The 19,649-nt window shown below is 45.3% G+C and carries 16 protein-coding genes; 14 read left to right on the top strand and 2 right to left on the bottom strand.

Annotated elements, in window-relative coordinates:
- Nucleotides 1-3: 3 nt before the first annotated feature.
- A complete protein-coding gene (nagZ, locus tag NSQ99_RS18045) occupies nucleotides 4-1,608 on the top strand; it encodes a beta-N-acetylhexosaminidase (RefSeq protein ID WP_340838832.1) in 1,605 nt (534 codons plus the stop codon).
- A 315-nt stretch (nucleotides 1,609-1,923) separates the two neighbouring features.
- Entirely contained in the window at nucleotides 1,924-2,070 is a 147-nt protein-coding gene (locus tag NSQ99_RS18040; RefSeq protein WP_340838831.1) for a DUF3953 domain-containing protein, read from the top strand.
- A 388-nt stretch (nucleotides 2,071-2,458) separates the two neighbouring features.
- Here the strand turns inward: NSQ99_RS18040 and NSQ99_RS18035 are convergent, their stop codons facing one another.
- Nucleotides 2,459-3,817 (bottom strand): MATE family efflux transporter, encoded by a 1,359-nt coding sequence (locus tag NSQ99_RS18035; RefSeq protein WP_340838275.1) that lies wholly within the window; start codon nucleotides 3,815-3,817, stop codon nucleotides 2,459-2,461.
- Between the two features lie 169 nt (nucleotides 3,818-3,986).
- Here NSQ99_RS18035 and NSQ99_RS18030 point away from each other — a divergent pair, with 169 nt between their 5' ends.
- From NSQ99_RS18030 to NSQ99_RS18000, 7 genes are all read left to right on the top strand, one after another.
- Entirely contained in the window at nucleotides 3,987-4,943 is a 957-nt protein-coding gene (locus NSQ99_RS18030) for an ROK family protein (protein WP_340838274.1), read from the top strand.
- Nucleotides 4,944-4,965: 22 nt separating this feature from the next.
- Entirely contained in the window at nucleotides 4,966-5,814 is an 849-nt protein-coding gene (locus tag NSQ99_RS18025; protein WP_251667680.1) for a MurR/RpiR family transcriptional regulator, read from the top strand.
- Between the two features lies 1 nt (nucleotide 5,815).
- On the top strand, nucleotides 5,816-6,544 hold the full coding sequence (gene nagB, locus NSQ99_RS18020; RefSeq protein WP_340838273.1) for a glucosamine-6-phosphate deaminase: 729 nt from the start codon (nucleotides 5,816-5,818) through the stop codon (nucleotides 6,542-6,544).
- Nucleotides 6,541-7,707 (top strand): N-acetylglucosamine-6-phosphate deacetylase, encoded by a 1,167-nt coding sequence (gene nagA, locus NSQ99_RS18015; protein ID WP_340838271.1) that lies wholly within the window; start codon nucleotides 6,541-6,543, stop codon nucleotides 7,705-7,707. Before nagB ends, nagA begins: the two co-directional genes overlap by 4 nt.
- 857 nt (nucleotides 7,708-8,564) lie before the next feature.
- Nucleotides 8,565-8,783: a hypothetical protein gene (locus NSQ99_RS18010; protein ID WP_340838270.1), complete on the top strand. Its 219-nt coding sequence runs from the start codon at nucleotides 8,565-8,567 to the stop codon at nucleotides 8,781-8,783.
- Between the two features lie 103 nt (nucleotides 8,784-8,886).
- Nucleotides 8,887-9,831, top strand: a complete 945-nt coding sequence (locus NSQ99_RS18005; RefSeq protein ID WP_340838268.1) for a serine hydrolase domain-containing protein — start codon at nucleotides 8,887-8,889, stop codon at nucleotides 9,829-9,831.
- A gap of 159 nt (nucleotides 9,832-9,990) precedes the next feature.
- Nucleotides 9,991-11,169 carry an MFS transporter gene (locus tag NSQ99_RS18000; protein WP_340838267.1) on the top strand — a complete coding sequence of 393 codons (1,179 nt, stop codon included), beginning with the start codon at nucleotides 9,991-9,993 and terminating at the stop codon, nucleotides 11,167-11,169.
- A 698-nt stretch (nucleotides 11,170-11,867) separates the two neighbouring features.
- Here the strand turns inward: NSQ99_RS18000 and NSQ99_RS17995 are convergent.
- Complete coding sequence (locus tag NSQ99_RS17995) at nucleotides 11,868-12,392, bottom strand: superoxide dismutase family protein (protein WP_251667561.1); 525 nt, start codon at nucleotides 12,390-12,392, stop codon at nucleotides 11,868-11,870.
- Nucleotides 12,393-12,680: 288 nt separating this feature from the next.
- Here NSQ99_RS17995 and NSQ99_RS17990 point away from each other — a divergent pair, with 288 nt between their 5' ends.
- From NSQ99_RS17990 to NSQ99_RS17970, 5 genes are all read left to right on the top strand, one after another.
- Nucleotides 12,681-14,081, top strand: coding sequence for a circularly permuted type 2 ATP-grasp protein (locus tag NSQ99_RS17990; protein ID WP_340838266.1), 1,401 nt, complete (start codon nucleotides 12,681-12,683; stop codon nucleotides 14,079-14,081).
- 24 nt (nucleotides 14,082-14,105) lie between these two features.
- Complete coding sequence (locus tag NSQ99_RS17985; protein WP_340838264.1) at nucleotides 14,106-15,080, top strand: alpha-E domain-containing protein; 975 nt, start codon at nucleotides 14,106-14,108, stop codon at nucleotides 15,078-15,080.
- Nucleotides 15,077-15,997 (top strand): transglutaminase family protein, encoded by a 921-nt coding sequence (locus NSQ99_RS17980; protein ID WP_340838263.1) that lies wholly within the window; start codon nucleotides 15,077-15,079, stop codon nucleotides 15,995-15,997. Before NSQ99_RS17985 ends, NSQ99_RS17980 begins: the two co-directional genes overlap by 4 nt.
- A 185-nt stretch (nucleotides 15,998-16,182) precedes the next feature.
- Entirely contained in the window at nucleotides 16,183-17,607 is a 1,425-nt protein-coding gene (locus NSQ99_RS17975; RefSeq protein WP_340838262.1) for an amidase, read from the top strand.
- Between the two features lie 993 nt (nucleotides 17,608-18,600).
- Nucleotides 18,601-19,497, top strand: a complete 897-nt coding sequence (locus NSQ99_RS17970; RefSeq protein ID WP_340838260.1) for an alpha/beta fold hydrolase — start codon at nucleotides 18,601-18,603, stop codon at nucleotides 19,495-19,497.
- Nucleotides 19,498-19,649: the final 152 nt, after the last annotated feature.

Below are 19,649 nucleotides of genomic sequence, written 5' to 3'. Positions count from 1 at the left end.
TTGATGTATGGTGAGCTGAGTGAATTAACGCTAAGGCAGAAGCTAGGCCAAATCTTTATGTTTGGCTTTGACGGACATCATGTGCCGCCGCATGTACAGGACTTGCTGCGGGATTACAGGCTGGGCAATATCATTTATTTCAGGCGTAATGTATCACATAGCGAGCAGATTATTGCGTTGTCTCAGGAGCTGCAGCAGCAGTCTGCACGATGGAACAGTATACCTTTGTCTATTGCGATCGATCAAGAGGGCGGAATGGTCGCTCGGATTGACCGTGACGTTACCGTTATGCCCGGTCAGATGACGCTAGGTGCAGCGGGGAGTGCGAAGTACGCCTATGATGCAGGGAAGATATCCGGCATGGAGCTTGCCCAGCTCGGCATAACGATCAATTTTGCACCTGTGCTCGATGTGAACAATAATCCGCTTAACCCTGTTATCGGTATACGATCCTTTGGCGAGCAGCCAGAGCAGGTTGCCGAGCTCGGTGTGTCGATGATATCCGGCTATCAGGAGATGGGCGTTGCAGCCTGTGCCAAGCATTTTCCTGGTCATGGTGACACGACGGCTGATTCACACGAGGAGCTGCCTGCTGTCATGCACTCGCTTGATCGGCTCCATCGAATCGAGCTTGTCCCTTTCAAAGCTGCCGTTGCAGCTGGAGTCGAGCTAATTATGACTGCCCATGTTCAATTTCCAGCCTTAGAGCCTGACGGTAAGCCAGCTACGCTATCGCATCGTGTATTAACAGAGCTGCTGCGTGAGGAACTTGGATTTGAAAGCGTTATTGTAACAGATTGCTTAGAGATGAAGGCAATATCTGAAGGTGTAGGCGTAGGAGAGGGAGCAGTCGAAGCATTCAAGGCAGGAGCAGACCTCATATTAGTAAGCCATCGATTGGATCTGCAGCTTGAGGCTTATGCTGCGCTGGAGCAAGCAGTGCTTGCAGGGGAGATTAGCGAGGAGCGTCTAAATGAATCCGTTAAGCGTGTGCTGAGCATGAAGCAGAGGCAGCAGCATAAGCTGCAGCAGGCTAAGGCTAGTAGCGATTTCCTCCCGATCGGTGCAGCAGAGTCGATCGAGCGCTGCCAGCGTATGATGGAACAGGCTGTAACACTTGTTCAGGATCAAGCGGGTTATTTGCCACTTGATAGAACGGAGCAGACGCTTGTTCTATGGCCTGAGGTGCGAGAGTCTACTCAGGTTGACGAGGTAATCGAGCAGGAGCTAACGCTAGGCAAGCAGCTTAATCAGCTCGGGCTGTCTACTGTCGAGCTCGTTATTGGCACAGAGCCAACGGAAGAGGAGCTCGAACAGGTAGTGCATATGCTGCAGCAAGAGCGCTTTGGTCAGATCGTGATGGGCATGTATAATGCCTCATCCTCATCAGGTCAAGCTCATATTGTACAGCTGCTGTCTAAGCTGTCTGAGCAGCAGAAATCGAAAGTCATTTTTATATCGCTGCGCAATCCTTATGATCGCTCCCTATTAAGTAGCAGCGATACCTATATATGTGCCTATGAAAATAGACCTCAGATGCTGCAAGCATTAAGTCTTGCTCTAGTTGGCAGCATCCCGTTTCAAGGAAAGCTGCCAGTACAGCTTTGAGAATTCAAGTAAAGTAACATTTCGAGCAACTGCATTCCGATTGGTCAATGTGGCTTCAATATCACTAGGTAAGCATTCATGAACAAGGAGGCATCTCCTCATCTTTTATTCGTGATGAGGAGATGCCTCCTTAAAGTTGATACAAGGCCCAAGGTTAGAAAGCTTGCAGCCAGAAGTATGAGAATAACAAAGTTCAGTTTAGTACAAGGAGGTAGATAAGCCTTGTTAATATTTTTGCGGGTTCTATTTTCAATAGTTACAATAGCAATAGCCGGATATTCATTAATAACAGGTGATTATAAATATCAAGCATACATGACTCTATCTTTAGGCTTAACGATGTTGGTAACGGGAATACATGAATACCAAAATAATAAAAAGGTAAGCGGTTGGTTATTTATCTTACTGTTTGCATTGTTTCTATATTTGTCTATCCACAGATTAATTATTTTAGGGAGATGAGTGGGAGTCATTCGACCTTTATAATATGCTTTCAGTGGTATACCTGGATTAGATTTACTAAATGTTGTTGTTACGAGATAAAATGATATGGAGTTAACTGCTTTGTTCCTAGGAGCGAGAGGTTTTTTGCTTATAAAGTATTCAACTCCTCGAACGAGCGGAAAACATAGTGATTGTGGTAGCGATTGCCTCAAAGCTTTCTGAAAGAAAGCTACTTCGGAAGCATATACTTTGTTCCCGGATTTCTTCTAATGTATATTTCATCAAAGAAATCTGGGAACAACAGCAACTAAAACAACACTGTGATTGGAGCGGGACTTCATAATGAGAAAATTGAAGTCCACCGAAAGTCTTGAGAATAATCCTTCGCATCACCAGCTAAGCTTCATTATACAAGCTTATGCCGATACCACTTATCTCCTCTGAAGCGCATGTAGAACACAGCCCCACGAATTCCCCATTCAGCGACCATCGCTATCCATACACCAACGAGACCAAACTGCAATGTAATGCCAAGAATATAACCAAGAATGACGCGGAACAGCCACATCGTAAGCAATGAAACGATGGAGATAAAGGTTGAATCACCAGCTGCACGCATAGCCGAAGGCAGAATGAAGCTGAGCGACCAGAAGAGCGGCTGTGCAACCGAAATTATAATAATGAGCTGGAATATATCAGGCACAATCTCACTAGGTGGATTATATAGTCCGACTAGCGAAGGGAATATCGCGAGCAAGACAGCTGTAATCACAACGAAGAAAGCACACGACAGCCATAAGAAGGAACGAATAAATTTACGAGCGTCATCAATCTCTCGACGTCCTATGCACTGCCCAACAACAGTGACGATAGCTACGCTTAAGGTGCTGCCGCCAACCTGAAACAGTAGAGAAAGAGAATTACTGATCGCATTGACTGTAATAGACAGTGTTCCAAGCTGGACAATAAACGTTTGTGTAAGCAGCTTCCCACCATTAAAGAACAGCTGCTCCGCCGCAAAGGGCAAACCAATAAACATAATCTTTTTTAGCAAAGCTAATTGGGGCTTGAATACATCCTTGAGCTTAACGTTTAAGGCGTGGCACATTTTGAATAGGTAAAAGACTGCAATCGAGGCACCAAGAACACGGGCGACGATATATGAGATAGCAAGGCCCAGCACGCCGAGATCCATCACCGTAATGAATAAGATATTCAAGACAAAGTATGTTAAATTCAATATGACAGATAGAAATAGACAAGCCTTCGTCTCAGACACACCACGCAAAACACCAACGATCGATTGATAAATTGCAAAAAACGGATAAGAAATACTGCTGCCAATTAAAAACAGCTTCGCGTTTGCAAGCACGTCAGCATCAGCGCTGCCGAACAGCAGCTGCAGCAGCTGAGAATGAAACAAAATAATAAGTATACATAAGGAAATAGATATGACAGCAATGGCCGAGATAGCTTGTGATGCGGCTCTTGATGCCTGCTCCGGATTTCTGCCGCCAAAATATTGCGCAACAATGACAGTACCGCCTGTTGCAATCGCAATAAATACACTGACAATAAAAATATTCAGCGAGTCAACGACACTAACCGCACTGACAGCCGCCACACCAGAAGAGCTGATCATGGCAGTGTTTAATATGCTGATTAGAACGATGAACGCTGAATCTATAAAAATAGGGATAATCAATGAAAAAATTTGCTTCGCATTCATTGTTTTCCCTGTAAATTGCTTTTGAAAATAGGACATAGCCATAGTGAACATATTGTTTTGTCATCTCGATTCTTTTATAGATCTTTATCTATTATAGCATGCAAATGTAGAAAATATGGAATGATAATAGTCGGAGTTGAAAATAATTATCTAAATTGGTAAACTAATTATGAAAATAATTTTCCTATAGAGGAGGTTGCAGCCCGTGATATCTACACAAAGTACGAATTCATGTGCAGTCGGTATTGATATTGGAGGTACGAAAACGCTTGTAGCACTTATCGATTCCAAAGGCAGCATACTCGATAAAATCGAATTTCCCTCCATGCCCGAGACTGGCTCTGATCATATGATGAAACGGATTCGCGAATCCGTTTCATCCTTATTAAAAAGTCTGCCGAGTGATGGACAGCTGATTGGGATAGGCATTGCGACAGCAGGTGTTATTGACTCCGCTCGCAAGGTGATTGTATATGCATCCAATTTGGGATGGGATCATGTTGATGTTGGCACAGAGCTTGAGCAGAGCTTCCAGGTGCCTGTTAAGCTAGGCAATGATGCTAATTTGGCTGCAGTTGCCGAATATGTATGGGGAACAGAAAAAGAAATCAATGATTTAATCTATGTTACTGTCAGCACAGGTATTGGCGCAGGAATTGTGAGCGAGGGCCGACTGGTGAAGGGTGCTTCAGACAGTGCAGGAGAATTCGGACATATATCCATAGATCTCAAGGGTGAGCCATGCTCCTGCGGTAACGTAGGATGCTTAGAAAATTATTGCTCTGGTACTGCAATTGCGCGTATTGCGAATGAGCGGTTAGCTCCAACAGAGCAAGGCGATGCTTGGACAAGTAAAGCCGTGCTGGATGCCGCACATCGGGGTGACGAAGCGGCATGTGCTATTATAGACGAGGCTGCCTTTTATCTCGGCAACGGAATAGTTTCATTAATACATTTATTTAACCCATCACAAATTATTTTTGGTGGTGGAGTGATGAGCGCCGAGCATCGATTATATGAAGAGACGAAGCGCATAGTCGAGGAGCGCTGCTTGCCAAGCATGTATAAAGAGGTTACGATTCGAAGAACGGAGCTTGGTAAAGAGATTGGAGTTTTAGGAGCAGCAGGACAATTCTTTATGGATGACGCTGCAACTCGCTAAGGAGGATGCCTACTTGAGTTTAATGCAAGCGATGAAAGATAGTGTTGGTAGCTTAACACCTCAAGAGAGAAAGCTCGCAGAATATATTCTCCAGCATCCAAGAGAAGCGGTACATTTAACAATTACGGAGCTGGCAAGGCTCTCAGGGAGCAGCACAGCTACGATTTCAAGATTTTGTAGAGCATTTCAGGTGGACAATTTTAGTGAGTTTAAGATGAGGCTGGCGATGGAGCTTGTCGAGGAGCCTGCTGGCAGTACCTATCAGGATATTGTAGCGGGTCAATCTCTTGATCATATTGTCGCTGCGATTACGGCAAATCACCTTCGATCTGTATCTGATACTACAAAGCTTCTAGATTATGGTAAGCTAAGAGAGACGATAGATGTACTTCATCATGCGAACCGCATCGATTTATATGGAACTGCAACCTCTGGTGTGGTCGCGAATGACTTCTATCAGAAGCTAATTCGTATCGGTAAATCAACAGCTGTATTTTCTGATCCGCATATGCAGCAAACCTCTGCTGCATCTCTTATGCCAGGTGACGTAGCGATCGGCTTCTCTTATTCGGGAGAAACGATTGAAACGATCAGCGCTCTTAGTAGTGCAGCCGAGCAAGGAGCGACAACCATATCGGTCACGAAGCATGGCGCAAGCACATTAGCGAGTATAGCGGACATCAGTCTATTTATATCATCCTCAGAAGCAGGGATGAGACGCGGGGATATGGCTTCAAGAATGGCACAACTGCATTTAGTAGACATCTTATTTGTTGGATTAGTAAGTGAGTACTTCGATACGTATGTTCCACGTCTAGAACGCTCGTATCAAAACGTAAAACGATTTGTGAAACAAAAGAGAGGAGATTGACATGAATATTTTAAAGTTTAACTCTGAAGCAAAGCTTAATGAGGCTGCTGCTCGTATTATTACTTCTACAGTACAGGTAAACCCTTCCGCGGTGCTTGGATTAGCAACAGGTGGAACGCCGATAGGCATTTATAAAGAGCTTGTGAAGGATTATAATGAAGGGCTTGTTAGCTTTAGCCGCGTAACGACGTTTAATCTGGATGAATATGTTGGTCTTTCACCAGATCACCACCAAAGCTACAGCCATTATATGAAAGAGAATTTGTTCAATCATGTCGATATCGTGGCTGAGCGTACAAATATTCCTTTTGGCTTAGCTGATCAGCTTGAAGAAGAATGCCGTCAATATGACGAGCGCATCGAAGCAGCAGGTCGAATTGATATTCAGCTGCTTGGTCTAGGGCATAACGGTCACATTGGATTCAATGAGCCAGAAGATGAGCTGTCCAGCAGCACACATGTCGTTAACCTTGCTGAAGAAACGAAGCAAGCCAATGCACGCTTCTTCACGGAAACAGAAGAGGTTCCTAGCCAAGCGATTACAATGGGCGTAGGTACGATTCTAAAAGCTAAGATGCTTATGCTCGTCGTAAAGGGCGCAGACAAAGCAGAAATCGTGAAACGTGCGCTTACAGGACCAGTTACGACACAATGCCCAGCTTCGCTGCTGCAAACTCACCCAAATCTTGTTGTACTCGTTGATGAAGCAGCAGGTAGCTTACTCCCATGACACATACCATCATACACAATGTACGAGTCGTTCAAGAGCAATCAGTGCTAGAGCTTGGGTGGGTAGTTGTACAGAACGATTGTATTATTGCGATAGGCTCAGCTGAGGATCAACTCCCAGAGCTGCCGGAGGATACAGTTAAACTTGATGGAGCCGGAGCGTATCTCGTTCCTGGCTTTATCGACATACATGTTCACGGTGGAGCGGGCGAGGACTTCATGACTGCTAAGCAGGAAGAGCTTGATACGATAACACGCTTCCATATGGAGAACGGAACGACGGCGATGCTGGCTACTACGGTAACCGGTGCTAATGAGCATCTAACAGCTGTGATTGACGCGGTTCAGCAGTATCAGCAGCGACCTATGCCGTATGCTCAGTTAGTCGGCGTTCATCTGGAAGGGCCTTTCGTCAATCCGAAATGGAAGGGCGCACAGAACGAAAGCTACATGATCGAGCCTCAGCTGCCATGGCTGGAAGCATGGGTTAAGGATTATCCAGGTATCATTAAAATGCAAACATTGGCCCCAGAGATCAATGGTGCACCTGCCTATATTAAAGCGTTGTCGGAAGCAGGTATCGTTGCTGCACTAGGTCACACGGATGCGCACTATGCGGATGTACAAGAAGCAGTGAAGAGTGGTTTAACTCATGCTGTTCACACGTTTAATGCGATGCGTGGCCTGCATCACCGTGAGCCTGGAACAGTAGGTGCGGTATTAACGACACCGGGCATTACCGCTGAAATTATTGCGGATGGTGAGCATGTTCATCCTGTTGCGGTTCAACTTATGCTGTTAGCAAAGGGTGTTGACGGGATCGTGCTCGTAACAGACGCGATGTCCGCAGCTGGCATGCCGGACGGTGAGTATATGCTTGGAGAGCTGCCTGTTGTCGTAACAGACAATATTGCTCGGTTAAAGGATGGCGGCAGCTTAGCTGGCAGCACGTTAACGATGATCCGAGGCTTTCAATTCTTAATTCGTGAATTAGGAATCTCAGTCGTTGAAGCGAGCCGAATCGCGAGCCTGAATCCAGCAAAGGTGATTGGGCTGGATCAGCAGTATGGAAGCATTGCTGTAGGCAAACGTGCGGACCTATTGCTGCTTGATGGGGAGTTTGCGATACAGTCAGTCATCATAGGCGGCGAAGTCCGCATTTAGAGGTAGGTTAAAAAGTCCGACTTTGATGACGATGTAATCCGTTGTAGCGTATTCGACGTCGAATATGGGGTTCAACCGAAACCTGCGGTGCTCACGTACCAATACCGTACGCTGCGCTCCTCGTTTTCTAGTTTCTCCCCATCTTCTTGGTCCTGAAAGCCGAACTTTTTAACCACATTTATAGTAGGATGTTCAAAAGTCCGACTTTGATGACGAAGAATTGCGTTGTAGCTTATCCGGCGTCGAATCTTGAACGCTAGCGAAAACTCTGGTGCTTACGTACCAATACTGTACGCTGCGCTCCTTGCTTTCTATAAAGACACCAGCGGAGCTTACCATCTCTAAAGCGACCTCCTGACGAAGGAAGGTTCGAGCGTAGAGAAGGTAAGCGGAGCGCTGAAAGCCGAACTTTTGAACTTACAATTAAAGTGGGATGTTCAAACGTCCGACTTTGATGACGATGAATTGCGTTGTAGCTTATTCGACGTCGAATCTTGAACGCTAGCGAAAACTCTGGTGCTCACGTACCAATACTGTACGCTGCGCTCCTCGCTTTCTATAAAGACACCAGCGGAGCTTACCATCTCTAAAGCGACCTCCTGACGAAGGAAGGTTCGAGCGTAGAGAAGGTAAGCGGAGCGCTGAAAGCCGAACTTTTTAACCACATTTATAGTAGGATGTTCAAAAGTCCGACTTTGATGACGAAGAATTGCGTTGTAGCTTATCCGGCGTCGAATCTTGAACGCTAGCGAAAACTCTGGTGCTCACGTACCAATACTGTACGCTGCGCTCCTTGCTTTCTATAAAGACACCAGCGGAGCTTACCATCTCGTGAGCAGGTAGGTGCTTATTTTCTAATGTCAGATGGTACAAGCTCGTCTATGTATCGTAAGGCGGATGATTACCTATCACCAGCACTTGCAACGGTTGCGAGCTGGCTAGAGGAGCATGACGAGGAAACGGTAAATGATGCATTGCTGCAAAATTTGAATAAATCAATACGGATGAAAACCTTCGATGATTGCAGCTTAGCGGTTATGACGAAGGTTGAATGCAGTAGTCAGAGTGATGACTAGCTAAAGCTGCTATTGTGCAGCATAATATAGGGGATATGTGGTGTTAAACGCATATCCCCTATTGTTATGTATAACAATAATAAGCATAAAGGACGGATATGAGGTGAGAGTTGAAAGGATGAATAAGGATGAGATCAGGAAGCATTTACATAGCAATCATGTGTCCAACTTTATTATAGAGCATCACAATAAGATTGTGTTCCAATATGAACAACAGGAGCAAGCCTCTGAGCAGCTGCTTCCTATTAATTCTTGTACAAAGAGTATCGTCTCATCGCTTTACTGTATTGGATTATCTGAAGGCTGGCTGCCTAGCATACATACCCCTATTGTAGAGTGGTTTCCTGAGCTAAAGCATAGCAGCGATGAGCGCAAGCTTCGCATAACAGCTGAGCATGTGTTAACCCTGACAGCAGGCTTCAGCTGGGACGAGTTTGGAGGAAGCAATAACTTCCCGCGTATGACGAGAACGGATAAGTGGCTAAAGTATACGCTCGATCAGCCGCTTACCGCTGAGCCAGGGACAAGCTGGAGCTATAATTCAGGCATCTCTCAGCTTTTATCCGCGATCATTACACGAGCAAGCGGAAGAAGCTTGGCTGAGCTTGCTGAGGAGAAGCTGTTTCAGCCGTTAGGTATAGAGGAATACCGCTGGAAGCAGGATCCTGAAGGCTACTATACTGGTGGCTATGGCATGGAGCTGACAGCCATGGACATGTTGAAATTCGGACGCTTATTTCTCCAGCAAGGCAGCTGGAAAGATAAGCAGATCATTCCTGCAGAGCTTTGCAAGCAAGCGACATCTCCCTATATTCAAGTCGAAGCACCTGAGCATGGTTATTACGGCTGGCATTGGTGGTGCGATGAGCAGGATGGTCTGCCATTTTTCTATGCTCGCGGCTATGGCGGTCAATTTATTATTGTCGTTCCGAGCAGCGAGGCTGTCATTGTATCTACACGAAACCAAAAATACAAAGCTCGTTCACCGCTTGAGCTTTTCCGTGAGCTGGTATGCCCGTATCTTAAGCGTTCGCTTAATAATAACTAGAGCAGCGGCATCATATAATGGGTAGAAGACCGATAGAATCCAACGTATCATCGTTAACATATGTAGTATCAGCAATAGGATCTGAAGCATATTTGCCGTATGAATCGAAGAATCGAAGCAATATATAAGTTTCGAGATGAGTAGAAGGAGGCTGGAGAATTGAGCCAGCAGCAACGTTCTTATCGATTGATGACGGCAAATTTGTTTAGTGGTGCATTGCTCGTGCTATCGGCACTATACTTTACTGTCCCAATCATCCAAGTATTAAGTCAGGAGTTTAGTGTGTCGACTAGTACTGCAGCGTGGGCAGGAACAGCCTTTTCCGCCTTTTTTGCGATAGGCTGCTTAATTTACGGTCCATTATCGACTCGTCTCGGTCGAAAACGTGTTATGGTGGCGGGCTTAATCGGCTTGGCCCTAGCTACGGGGCTAACCTTTTTCACAGATTCCTTTGCTATGCTGCTGCTTCTTCGCTGCCTACAGGGTGCTACTGCCTCCACGTTTTCTCCTGTTGCTTTAACGTATGCGGGTGAGATGTTTCCACCTTCTAAGAGAGTAACGGTGATTGGATTTATAAGTACTGGATTTTTAATGTCCGGTATCTTTGGGCAAGTGTCTGCTAGTGTATTAACGTATTGGAGTGGCTGGGAAAGCTTGTTTTTAGTGTTTGGTTGCTTATATGCATTACTGGCTCTATGCTTTGTCATGTTTTTACCTGAGGCACCCAAGGCATCCGTTAGAGCACAGCAGAAAGCAACTGGTTCACTATTGAGCAATCGAAGCTTATTGCTTTGCTACGTCGTAACGATTACCGTGCTGTTATGCTTTGTCGGAACATATAGCGCGCTCGAGTTTCATCTCAGCGAGCCGCCGTTTTCTCTCCAGTTTTCTGAAATTGTTACGATAAGAGCGGTAGGGATTGTTGGGATGCTGCTCTGTCCTTTTGCAGGAAAGCTATGCAGACGCTTTGGAATGCCAGCCATTCTGCGGACAGGACTCGCAACTAGTGTGCTGAGCTTAATACTGCTAGGCTTTGTGAAGCAGGAGCTTGAATATGCGGTTGTAAGTGTATTTTTTGTTTCAGGCATTGCACTCATCGTTCCATCATTAATCGCTCTAATTGGTGAGCTAGGCGGCAGTAAACGAGCACTCGCAACATCGCTGTATACCTTTATCTTGTTTATTGGCGCATCCCTTGGCCCCATTACAGCAATCGCTGTAATTGAACAAGAGTGGAGCCTATCGGTGTACCATATATTTGCCGGCTTATTTCTCATTAGTTTACTTTGCTCCTTATTCGTCAGACAGCCAGAAGCGGCAACGAGTGGTCAACGATAATCGGCGGGAGTTGTTACTCAATGAGACGATACAACTGACACGATAACAACAAAAGGGATATTCTTGGGGCGTTACGTACGCTCAAGAATATCCCTTTATTTTTGCTGCACGTGATCAAAGAAGGAGCTTTTTGATTTACCGATTCCAATAAAGGATCAAAAAGTCCAGCTTTCAGCACCGAGAAGGTTGAATAAAGCTAGGGACTGAGGAGCGCAGCGTACGTAATGGGTACGTGAGCACCACAAGCCCCTAGCTGAATTCAAGATTCGAAGCCGAATGAGCTTACATTATTCCCTCGTGATCAAAGTTGGAACTTTATGAGCTACCATTCCAATAAAGATTCAAAAAGTCCAGCTTTCAGCACCAAGAAGATTGTACGAAGCTAGAAACTGAGGAGCGCAGCGTACGTAATGGGTACGTGAGCACCAGAAGCCTCGGCTGAGTGCAAGCTTCGCCGTCGAATACACATTCAGTACTACCTCGTGATCAAAGTTGGAGCTTTTTGAATTACCGATTCCAATAAAGGATCAAAAAGTCCTACTTTCAGCACCGAGAAGGTTGAATAAAGATAGGGACTGAGGAGCGCAGCGTACGTAGTGGGTACGTGAGCACCACAAGCCCACTAGCTGAATTCAAGATTCGATGTCGAATAAGCTTACAGTGTAACCTCGTGATCAAAGTGGACTTTTTGAATTTCCTTACTTTGCAGAACTGATGACTCCACATGCAATGCGCGCCCCAGCATTCCCCGCAGGATTACTCACATAATCATCGGCATCCGCATGAATAACTAGCGCAGAGCCTTGCTTATTACGAAGTGAGTTTTTCTTACCCTTCTTGAGCGTTACCTCGCCTGTACTTATCGTAACATCAACCGATCCATCCTCAGAAACAACGATGTTCGGTAGGTCTCCATTATGAAAGCCCTTCGGATTGTTGAAGCCATGCTGCTTGCCCTTCGGGTTAAAATGCTCACCAGCAGTTTTGAAGTCAGGTGGCTCGCATAGGCCCTTCTCATGAATATGAATCGCATGCTCGCCTGGCGGCAGCTGCTTTGCTTGAACGTGAATATTAACCTCTTTGCCTTCTTGGATAAATGTAGCCTGACCAATCGTATTGCCACTTGCGTCAATGATCGGAATAGACAGAGGTTTTTCTGCTGCATAGCTCATTGGTGCCAGTAAAAATACCATCAGCACACAGCTAATGATTACTTTTTTCATTGTGTCCTCCTAGATGGGTTCATTGATATGAAAATAGCTTGCTCACCTTACACTATAAATATACTAATGATTAACAAGTGAAGAATAAGATAAGCAGGGTTAACACATACTTATTGCTGGTACAAGTCAGGTAAAAATAGTTAAAAGCTAAAATGTGCTTAAGATCTAATGTCCAGGCTCTGAAATCGAATTTGTAAACACTAATATTGCAGGAGGTGGGTCAACATAGCAACAGCCAAGAAAACAAAGGCATCATTTCTATACGATAGCAGGTCTTTTTATGATGAGATGTTCGATCCAAGTGGAAGCATTCGCCCACAATATGCATCGATCCATGCTCAATTCGCAACGATGAGTCCTGCACTTCAATCCATTCGTCAGCAAGCCTTGAAGCAGCGTATGATCGAGGAAGGGATTACATTTACCCTTTATCAATCGGATCAAACAGAGAAAGCTTTAGAGAGAACGATCCCATTTGACTATATACCACGTGCGATTGCAGCAGAGGAATGGGAAATTGTTGACCGAGGTCTGCGTCAACGTGTACAAGCACTTAATGCATTTTTACATGACATCTACCATCAACAGCAAATTATTCAGGATGGCATTATTCCGAGAAGAATGATCGTATCCAATATTTATTTTCGCCCTGAAATGATGTCCCTCGATGTCCCGGGAGGGGTATACATTACAACCTCAGGCATTGATCTTATACGAGACGAACACGGACAATATTTTGTGCTGGAGGATAATTTACGATCGCCTTCAGGATTTTCGTACTTATTTAGAGGCAGAGCATTAATGAGAGAGCTGTTCCACGATCTATATCTTCAAAGCTCTGTGATGGATGTTGAGCGCAGCATCAATGCTTTTTTAAGCTCACTGCGAAGCATTGCACCCAATGGCAAGAAGGATCCCGTTATCGCGCTGCTTACGCCCGGGGCATATAATTCGGCATATTTTGAACATACGTTTTTAGCGCAGCAGATGGGGATATACCTCGTAGAAGGAAGAGACTTGCTCTACAAGGATCACAAGATCTATATTCGTGAACTGAACGGTCTCCGCCAGGTTGATGTCATATACCGCAGAATAGATGATGAATTTCTAGACCCGCTTGCCTTTAATCCGCAATCATTGCTTGGAATACCGGGTGTAATGAATGCTTATCGAGCAGGTAATGTCGCAATAGCGAATGCGCCTGGTACAGGAGTTGCTGATGATAAGGCGATCTACGCTTATGTGCCTGATATGATTCGTTATTACTTGCACGAGGAGCCGATACTAAGTAATGTTCCTACCTACATTCTCGATAGAAAGGATGACTATGAGTATGTAATGGAGCATTTGCGAGAATTAGTAGTGAAGGAAACATCACTGTCTGGTGGCTATGGGATGCTAATTGGGCCATCGGCCACAGAATGGGAGCTAGCTGAATTTGCTAAAGCTATTCAAGCAAATCCATCCCGTTATATTGCACAGAAAACGATGAAGCTATCAACTGCGCCTATTATGCACGAAGGAACCATGACACCTCGTCATATTGATCTGCGAGGCTTTGTCCTTAAAGGAACTGAAAATCATGTTATACCCGGTGGATTAACGAGAGTCGCATTAGTTGAAGGCTCGCTTGTTGTCAATTCCTCGCAGGGTGGCGGGGTAAAGGATACGTGGGTGCTAAAAAAATAAGCAATAATGAAATGGGGGATGCGAATGCTTAATCGTACCGCTGAAGCTTTATTTTGGATTGGGAGATATATGGAGCGTGCAGAAAACCATGCCCGATTGATTGATGTCTACTACCATATACAGCAGGATGAGTTCATTAATCATTATGATTATGAAGAGAATCAGCAGGATGATAAGTGGAAACGTATTGTAGATGCGATAGGAAGCAAAGCAGCCTTCGAGCAAAGGTATGCGAATTATAGTGAGCAAACGGTACTGCGTTATATTACGCTTGATCAGGTTAATACGAACTCACTTGTATCCTGTGTTAGCCATGCGCGTAATAATTTGCGTATGCTGCGTGATCAAGCACCAGCCGAGCTGTGGGAGGTCTTGAACAGCTTCTATCTTTGGTTAATGGAGCAAAGCGAAGAAGGTTTTTATAAGGAAACACCACATCAATTTTTATCTCAAATTAAGCAGTGGTGTCATATGTTTTACGGATGCGCTACTTCAGTGATGACTAGACAGAATGAGTGGTATTTTATGGAGTGCGGCAGATATTTGGAGCGTGCAGAGAACACGCTGCGCATTCTTCGTACGGTACAGCCGATGAAAGCAGCAAGCTCAAGTCCATCCTATCCCTATCTGCAAGGTATTCTTCAGTCGATGAGTGGACATCAGGTTTACAGGCGTATTTATGCTGATCGAGTGTCCGCTGAACCGATATGGGAATTTGTTATTTTTAATCCGATTTTTCCACGATCTGTACACTATGCCTTTCGTCAGCTTATTAAGCAAATTCGGAGCCTAGAATTGACGGATCAGCCGTTAAAGCTGGCTCATGATCGAATTGTAAAGCAGCTCAGTAAGCTGATTGCTGAGCTTGATTGTATTGAGAGCTCCGAGCTTGATCATGAGAGTAAGGATGAATTAACGTTGCGACTACTCAATTCGTGCTCATGGATTGGTGGCGAGATCGGAAAAAGCTTTTTTCTTGCTGGAGTGGTTAGCGTATGAAGCTAAAAATCAGCCACAGCACTACCTATCACTACGCGCAGGAAGTCATGGACAGTGTCAATGAAATAAGGCTTACGCCTGTCACGAATGAACGGCAGTCCTGCTATAATCATAGTCTTTCCATCGAGCCCAATGTTCCGATGTTTACCTATGACGATAGCTTCGGCAATCGTGTTCATGCTTTCTCCATCAATCAACCACATCAAATGCTTACAATCAAATCAACCATGCTTGTCGTGACGACGGAGTCATTCACTATGGACGATAAGAAAAAGCTCAGTACGCTTAAACCAAGCGTAGCGTGGGAATATCTTGCCTCGGAGGAGCTTATTAATCGCTATATCGAATTTTTATTGCCAACCGCCTATACGGAAATTACTGAAGAGATTAAGCAGCTGGTAGATAATATTCCGCAACTAACCTTGTGGGAAGCCAAACAAGGAAGTGTTGGGGTGCCTGCTTCCTCAGTGTACGCTTGGCTTGATGCGCTGAGCAGCTATATCCGTACTCACTATATCTATGATCCTGAGGCAACGACCGTAAGAACGAAGGCGTATGAGCTTATCTCGAAGCAGCGCGGAGTATGTCAGGATTTTGCACATTTAATGATTGCTGTTTGCAGAGCGAAGGGGATACCTGCGCGTTATGTAAGTGGTTATCATTTTGTAGGTGATCTTCACGGCGGTGCCGCAGATTTTGAGCAGGCTTCTCACGCATGGGTTGAAGCGTATGTGCCAGATCTAGGCTGGTGCTCGTTCGATCCGACGAATGAGGCAGAGTTCGATGATCGCTACGTAAAGCTAGGGCATGGACGGGATTATCAGGATGTTGTGCCAGTGAAGGGCGTATATCGCGGAACTAGTGAGCAGCAGCTCATCGTGTCGGTAGATGTGCAAAGGCTGACAGGTGAAGCATGAGCATGAACCAAGCTGATCATGAGCCGAGATGAGCTTTGAGTAGTTGTTGAGGCAAGGTACAAATTGAGCTTAGAGGCTTCGTGCTTCTAAGCTCTTAATTTTTCAGATCAGGTGAAAACATGTATAGAAAAAAAGTGGACACGTAGTATAGTAGTAGTAGAGAAATGGGTAAAGGAGGAAGAAGGTTGAAGCAAATATTAGATATGGATGCAACGGAGCTTTCTACTCGAATTAAAAATGGGGAAATTACATCACTTCAAGCAACACTTACATACATAGAGCATTTGAAGGCTGCGAATGAACGGATTAATTGCGTCACCGTTGATCGATATGAGGCTGCAAGGCAGGAGGCGATACGTGCAGATCTTCAGCTGCAAAACGGTGAACCAACAGGGAGGCTTCATGGTGTCCCCATTAGTATGAAGGATTGCTTCAATGTCGCGGGAATGGCTACGACCTCAGGCTTAATTCATCGTGCGCAAATGATTGAGACAGAGGATGCTGCAGTCGTTAAGCGTTTGAAGCAGGAAGGGGCAATCATCTTAGCTAAAACGAATACCCCAGCGCTTTGCTTCTGTGAGGAAACGGACAATAAGCTGCATGGACGCACGAATAATCCATGGGATCTGAATCGTTCCGCAGGCGGCTCTAGCGGTGGAGAAGGAGCGTTGATGGCAGTGGGCGGAGCTGCTGTTGGTCTTGGCGCGGATATCGGAGGCTCGATCCGTTTTCCAAGCCATTACAATGGCATCGTAGGCTTTAAGTCAGCGAATAGTCAGGTTGATGATACAGGAAACTTTCCACCCGTCACCATTCCTGAACAGCGGAGAATGCTTGGGATCGGTGCAATGGGCAAATCCGTAAGAGATGCTCAGTTCATCCATGAAATCTTAACTGATGGTAAGCGTAAATTTGTTGATTTGGATCGTTACGAGATCGTCATACCAGGCAAGCAGCCTGATATTCCACTTGGTCCTGATACAGAAGAGCTGCTCGAGCAAATACGCGGCAAAATTGGGGAAGACTATCGTGTAGTAGATGAGCTCCCACCGCATTTTCATGAATCCGCGTTGTATTGGCAGGAGCTAATGAGTATTAATGGAGCCAAGCATGTTCAGCAGCTTATGAGCGAAGGTGGTACAAAAAGTCCGCTTACAGAGTATGTGAAGGAGAAGTTAACTGGTCGCTCTGACTGTCATTCTTACTTGTCCTGGGCTTTACTTGGCGCAGGCTTATTCAAGCCCTCTGAGGAACGACTACAGCAAATTCGTGTGGCACTTCAGCAAGGTGATCAGGAGCTTGAGCAATATTTTGAGGGTAAAATACTGATTTTGCCTATCTATCATGAAGCGGCACAGAAGCATGGGAAGCAATACAGCGAGATTTTCTCTATCCGTAAAACCTACAAAAAGTACATGCCCTACATTGCCTATGCCAATGTTTGGGGATTACCTGCCTTAACGCTTCCGATCGGGACGGATAAACAGGGAATGCCAATTGGTGTTCAGCTTATATCCGCAGCAGGCCACGAGGACGCACTGTTTCAATTCGGTGAGTGGGTGGAGGAGGCGATATACAGCTACAAGCGTTGCACATCCTACGACTTATAGCGGATGCTCAAAAGTCCAGCTTTGATGACGATGTATTGCGCTGTAGCTTATTCGACGTCGAATATGGGATCGCTAGCGAAAACTGTGGTGCTCGCGTACCAACTAACGTACGCTGCGCTCCTCGTTTTCTACTATCGTCCCATCTTCTTGGTCCTGAAAGCCGAACTTTTGAGCTTTCATTGGTAGGGTTATTTAAAATACTCGACTTTGATGACGATGTAGCATCATGGAAGTTGATTCGGCGTCGAATCTTGAACGCCAGCGAAAACTGTGGTGCTCACGTACCAAGATCGTACGCTGCGCTCCGCGTTTTCTACTATCGTCCAAGCTTCTTGGTCCTGAAAGCCAAGCATTTTAAATTTCAATTGGAAAAGGGGATGCTCAAAAGTACGACTTTGATGACGAGGTAACTCCACAGAAGTTGATTCGACGTCGAATATGGGATCGCTAGCGAAAACTGTGGTGCTCGCGTACCAACTAACGTACGCTGCGCTCCTCGTTTTCTACTATCGTCCCATCTTCTTGGTCCTGAAAGCCGAACTTTTAAGCTCTCATTGAAAAAGGGGATGCTCAAAAGTCCAGCTTTGATGACGATGCATCGCGCTGTAGTTGATTCGGCGTCGAATATGAGGTTCAACCGAAAGGCTTTGCTTTCGAAGCGTGTTTTCTAAGAAAGCACTGTAGGTGCTCACGTACCAACTAGCTTTCAATCCCCTTGGTACACTAACAACAACTACAGCGAAGCTAACCATCTCTAAAGCGACCTCCTGACGAAGGAAGGTCCGAGCGTAGAGAAGGTTAGCGGAGCGCTGAGAAGGTTAAGCGTAGCGCTGAGCGTGGATAACAATCGAAGAAACGCCCCAAAGGCTTGATCAAGTAAAAGGCTACAGCGAAGCTAACCATCTCTAAAGCGACCTCCTGACGAAAGAAGGTTCGAGCGTAGAGATGGTTAAGCTGAGCGCTGAAAAATGTGTAAAGGATAAGGTATAGTCGATGGATGTCTTTTTGGAGAGTGGATACCGAGAGCAATATAACATGCATTATGACGAGAGCTTAGCTTTGTTTCAATGTCCTTATATCGATCAGTACCTGCATACTTCCTTTGGCAAAACCTATGTGCTGCAATTTGGCAATAGCAATAACCCTCCACTAGTGCTGCTGCACGGCATGACGATGAGCTCCGTTATGTGGTATCCAAACGTTAAAGCATGGAGTGAGTATTACTGCGTCTATGCCATCGATATTATCGGTGATATTGGAAAAAGCGAAGCTAACGAAATCATTATGCAAAAGGAAGAAGCTGTAGCATGGCTGAAGGAAACGGTTGATGCACTTGGTTTGGATCAATTTTATCTAGCAGGACATTCCATCGGAGGCTATATCGCGCTAAGATTCACGATGGCTTATGAGGAACGTGTCAAAAAGCTCGCATTATTTGCGCCTGCTGCGGCCTTTCACCGCTTGCATTGGAGGTTTTTCTATTATTCCTTTCCGGGCTTGCTCTTTCAAACGGAGAAGTGGGTGGATCGAGCATTTCGCGGATTGTCAGCGGAAGGTCTGCCTTTTGCACCGGGCTATAGAGAATTTATGCTAGCAGGCTATCATCACGCGCTTCCTCGATTGAGATTGTATCCGCTGAAAATCGAGCCAGAGGAGCTAGCCACGATTAAGCTGCCCGTCCTGCTTATGATCGGTGAGCACGAGGTGCTTTATCCCGCTCATAAAGCAATGGAGTATGCTCAGACCAATGTTCCATATATCACCTGCATCCTTGTACACGATGCCAATCATACACTAACGATTGAGCAGCCACAGATCATTAATGAGCAAGTATTAAGCTTCTTACATTCGGAAATAAGCAGAGCTGAGGATGAATCCTCTGATAAATAAGATTGAGTTAATATAGCAAGTGACAGATAAGTACGTACGAAGAGGTTATTAATATTATCGTGAAATAAGGGAGAATCTCGAGGCTAGACATCCATTGCGAGATCATCTCCCTTTTTAATTTATTCAAATTGCGATTGACAATAAATAGACGG

The sequence above is a fragment of the Paenibacillus sp. FSL W7-1287 genome (assembly GCF_038004245.1).
In the GTDB taxonomy this organism is placed as follows: Bacteria; Bacillota; Bacilli; order Paenibacillales; family Paenibacillaceae; genus Pristimantibacillus; species Pristimantibacillus camelliae.
The sequence above is the reverse complement of the archived record's forward strand: the minus strand, read 5'-3'. Positions and strand labels throughout refer to the sequence as shown.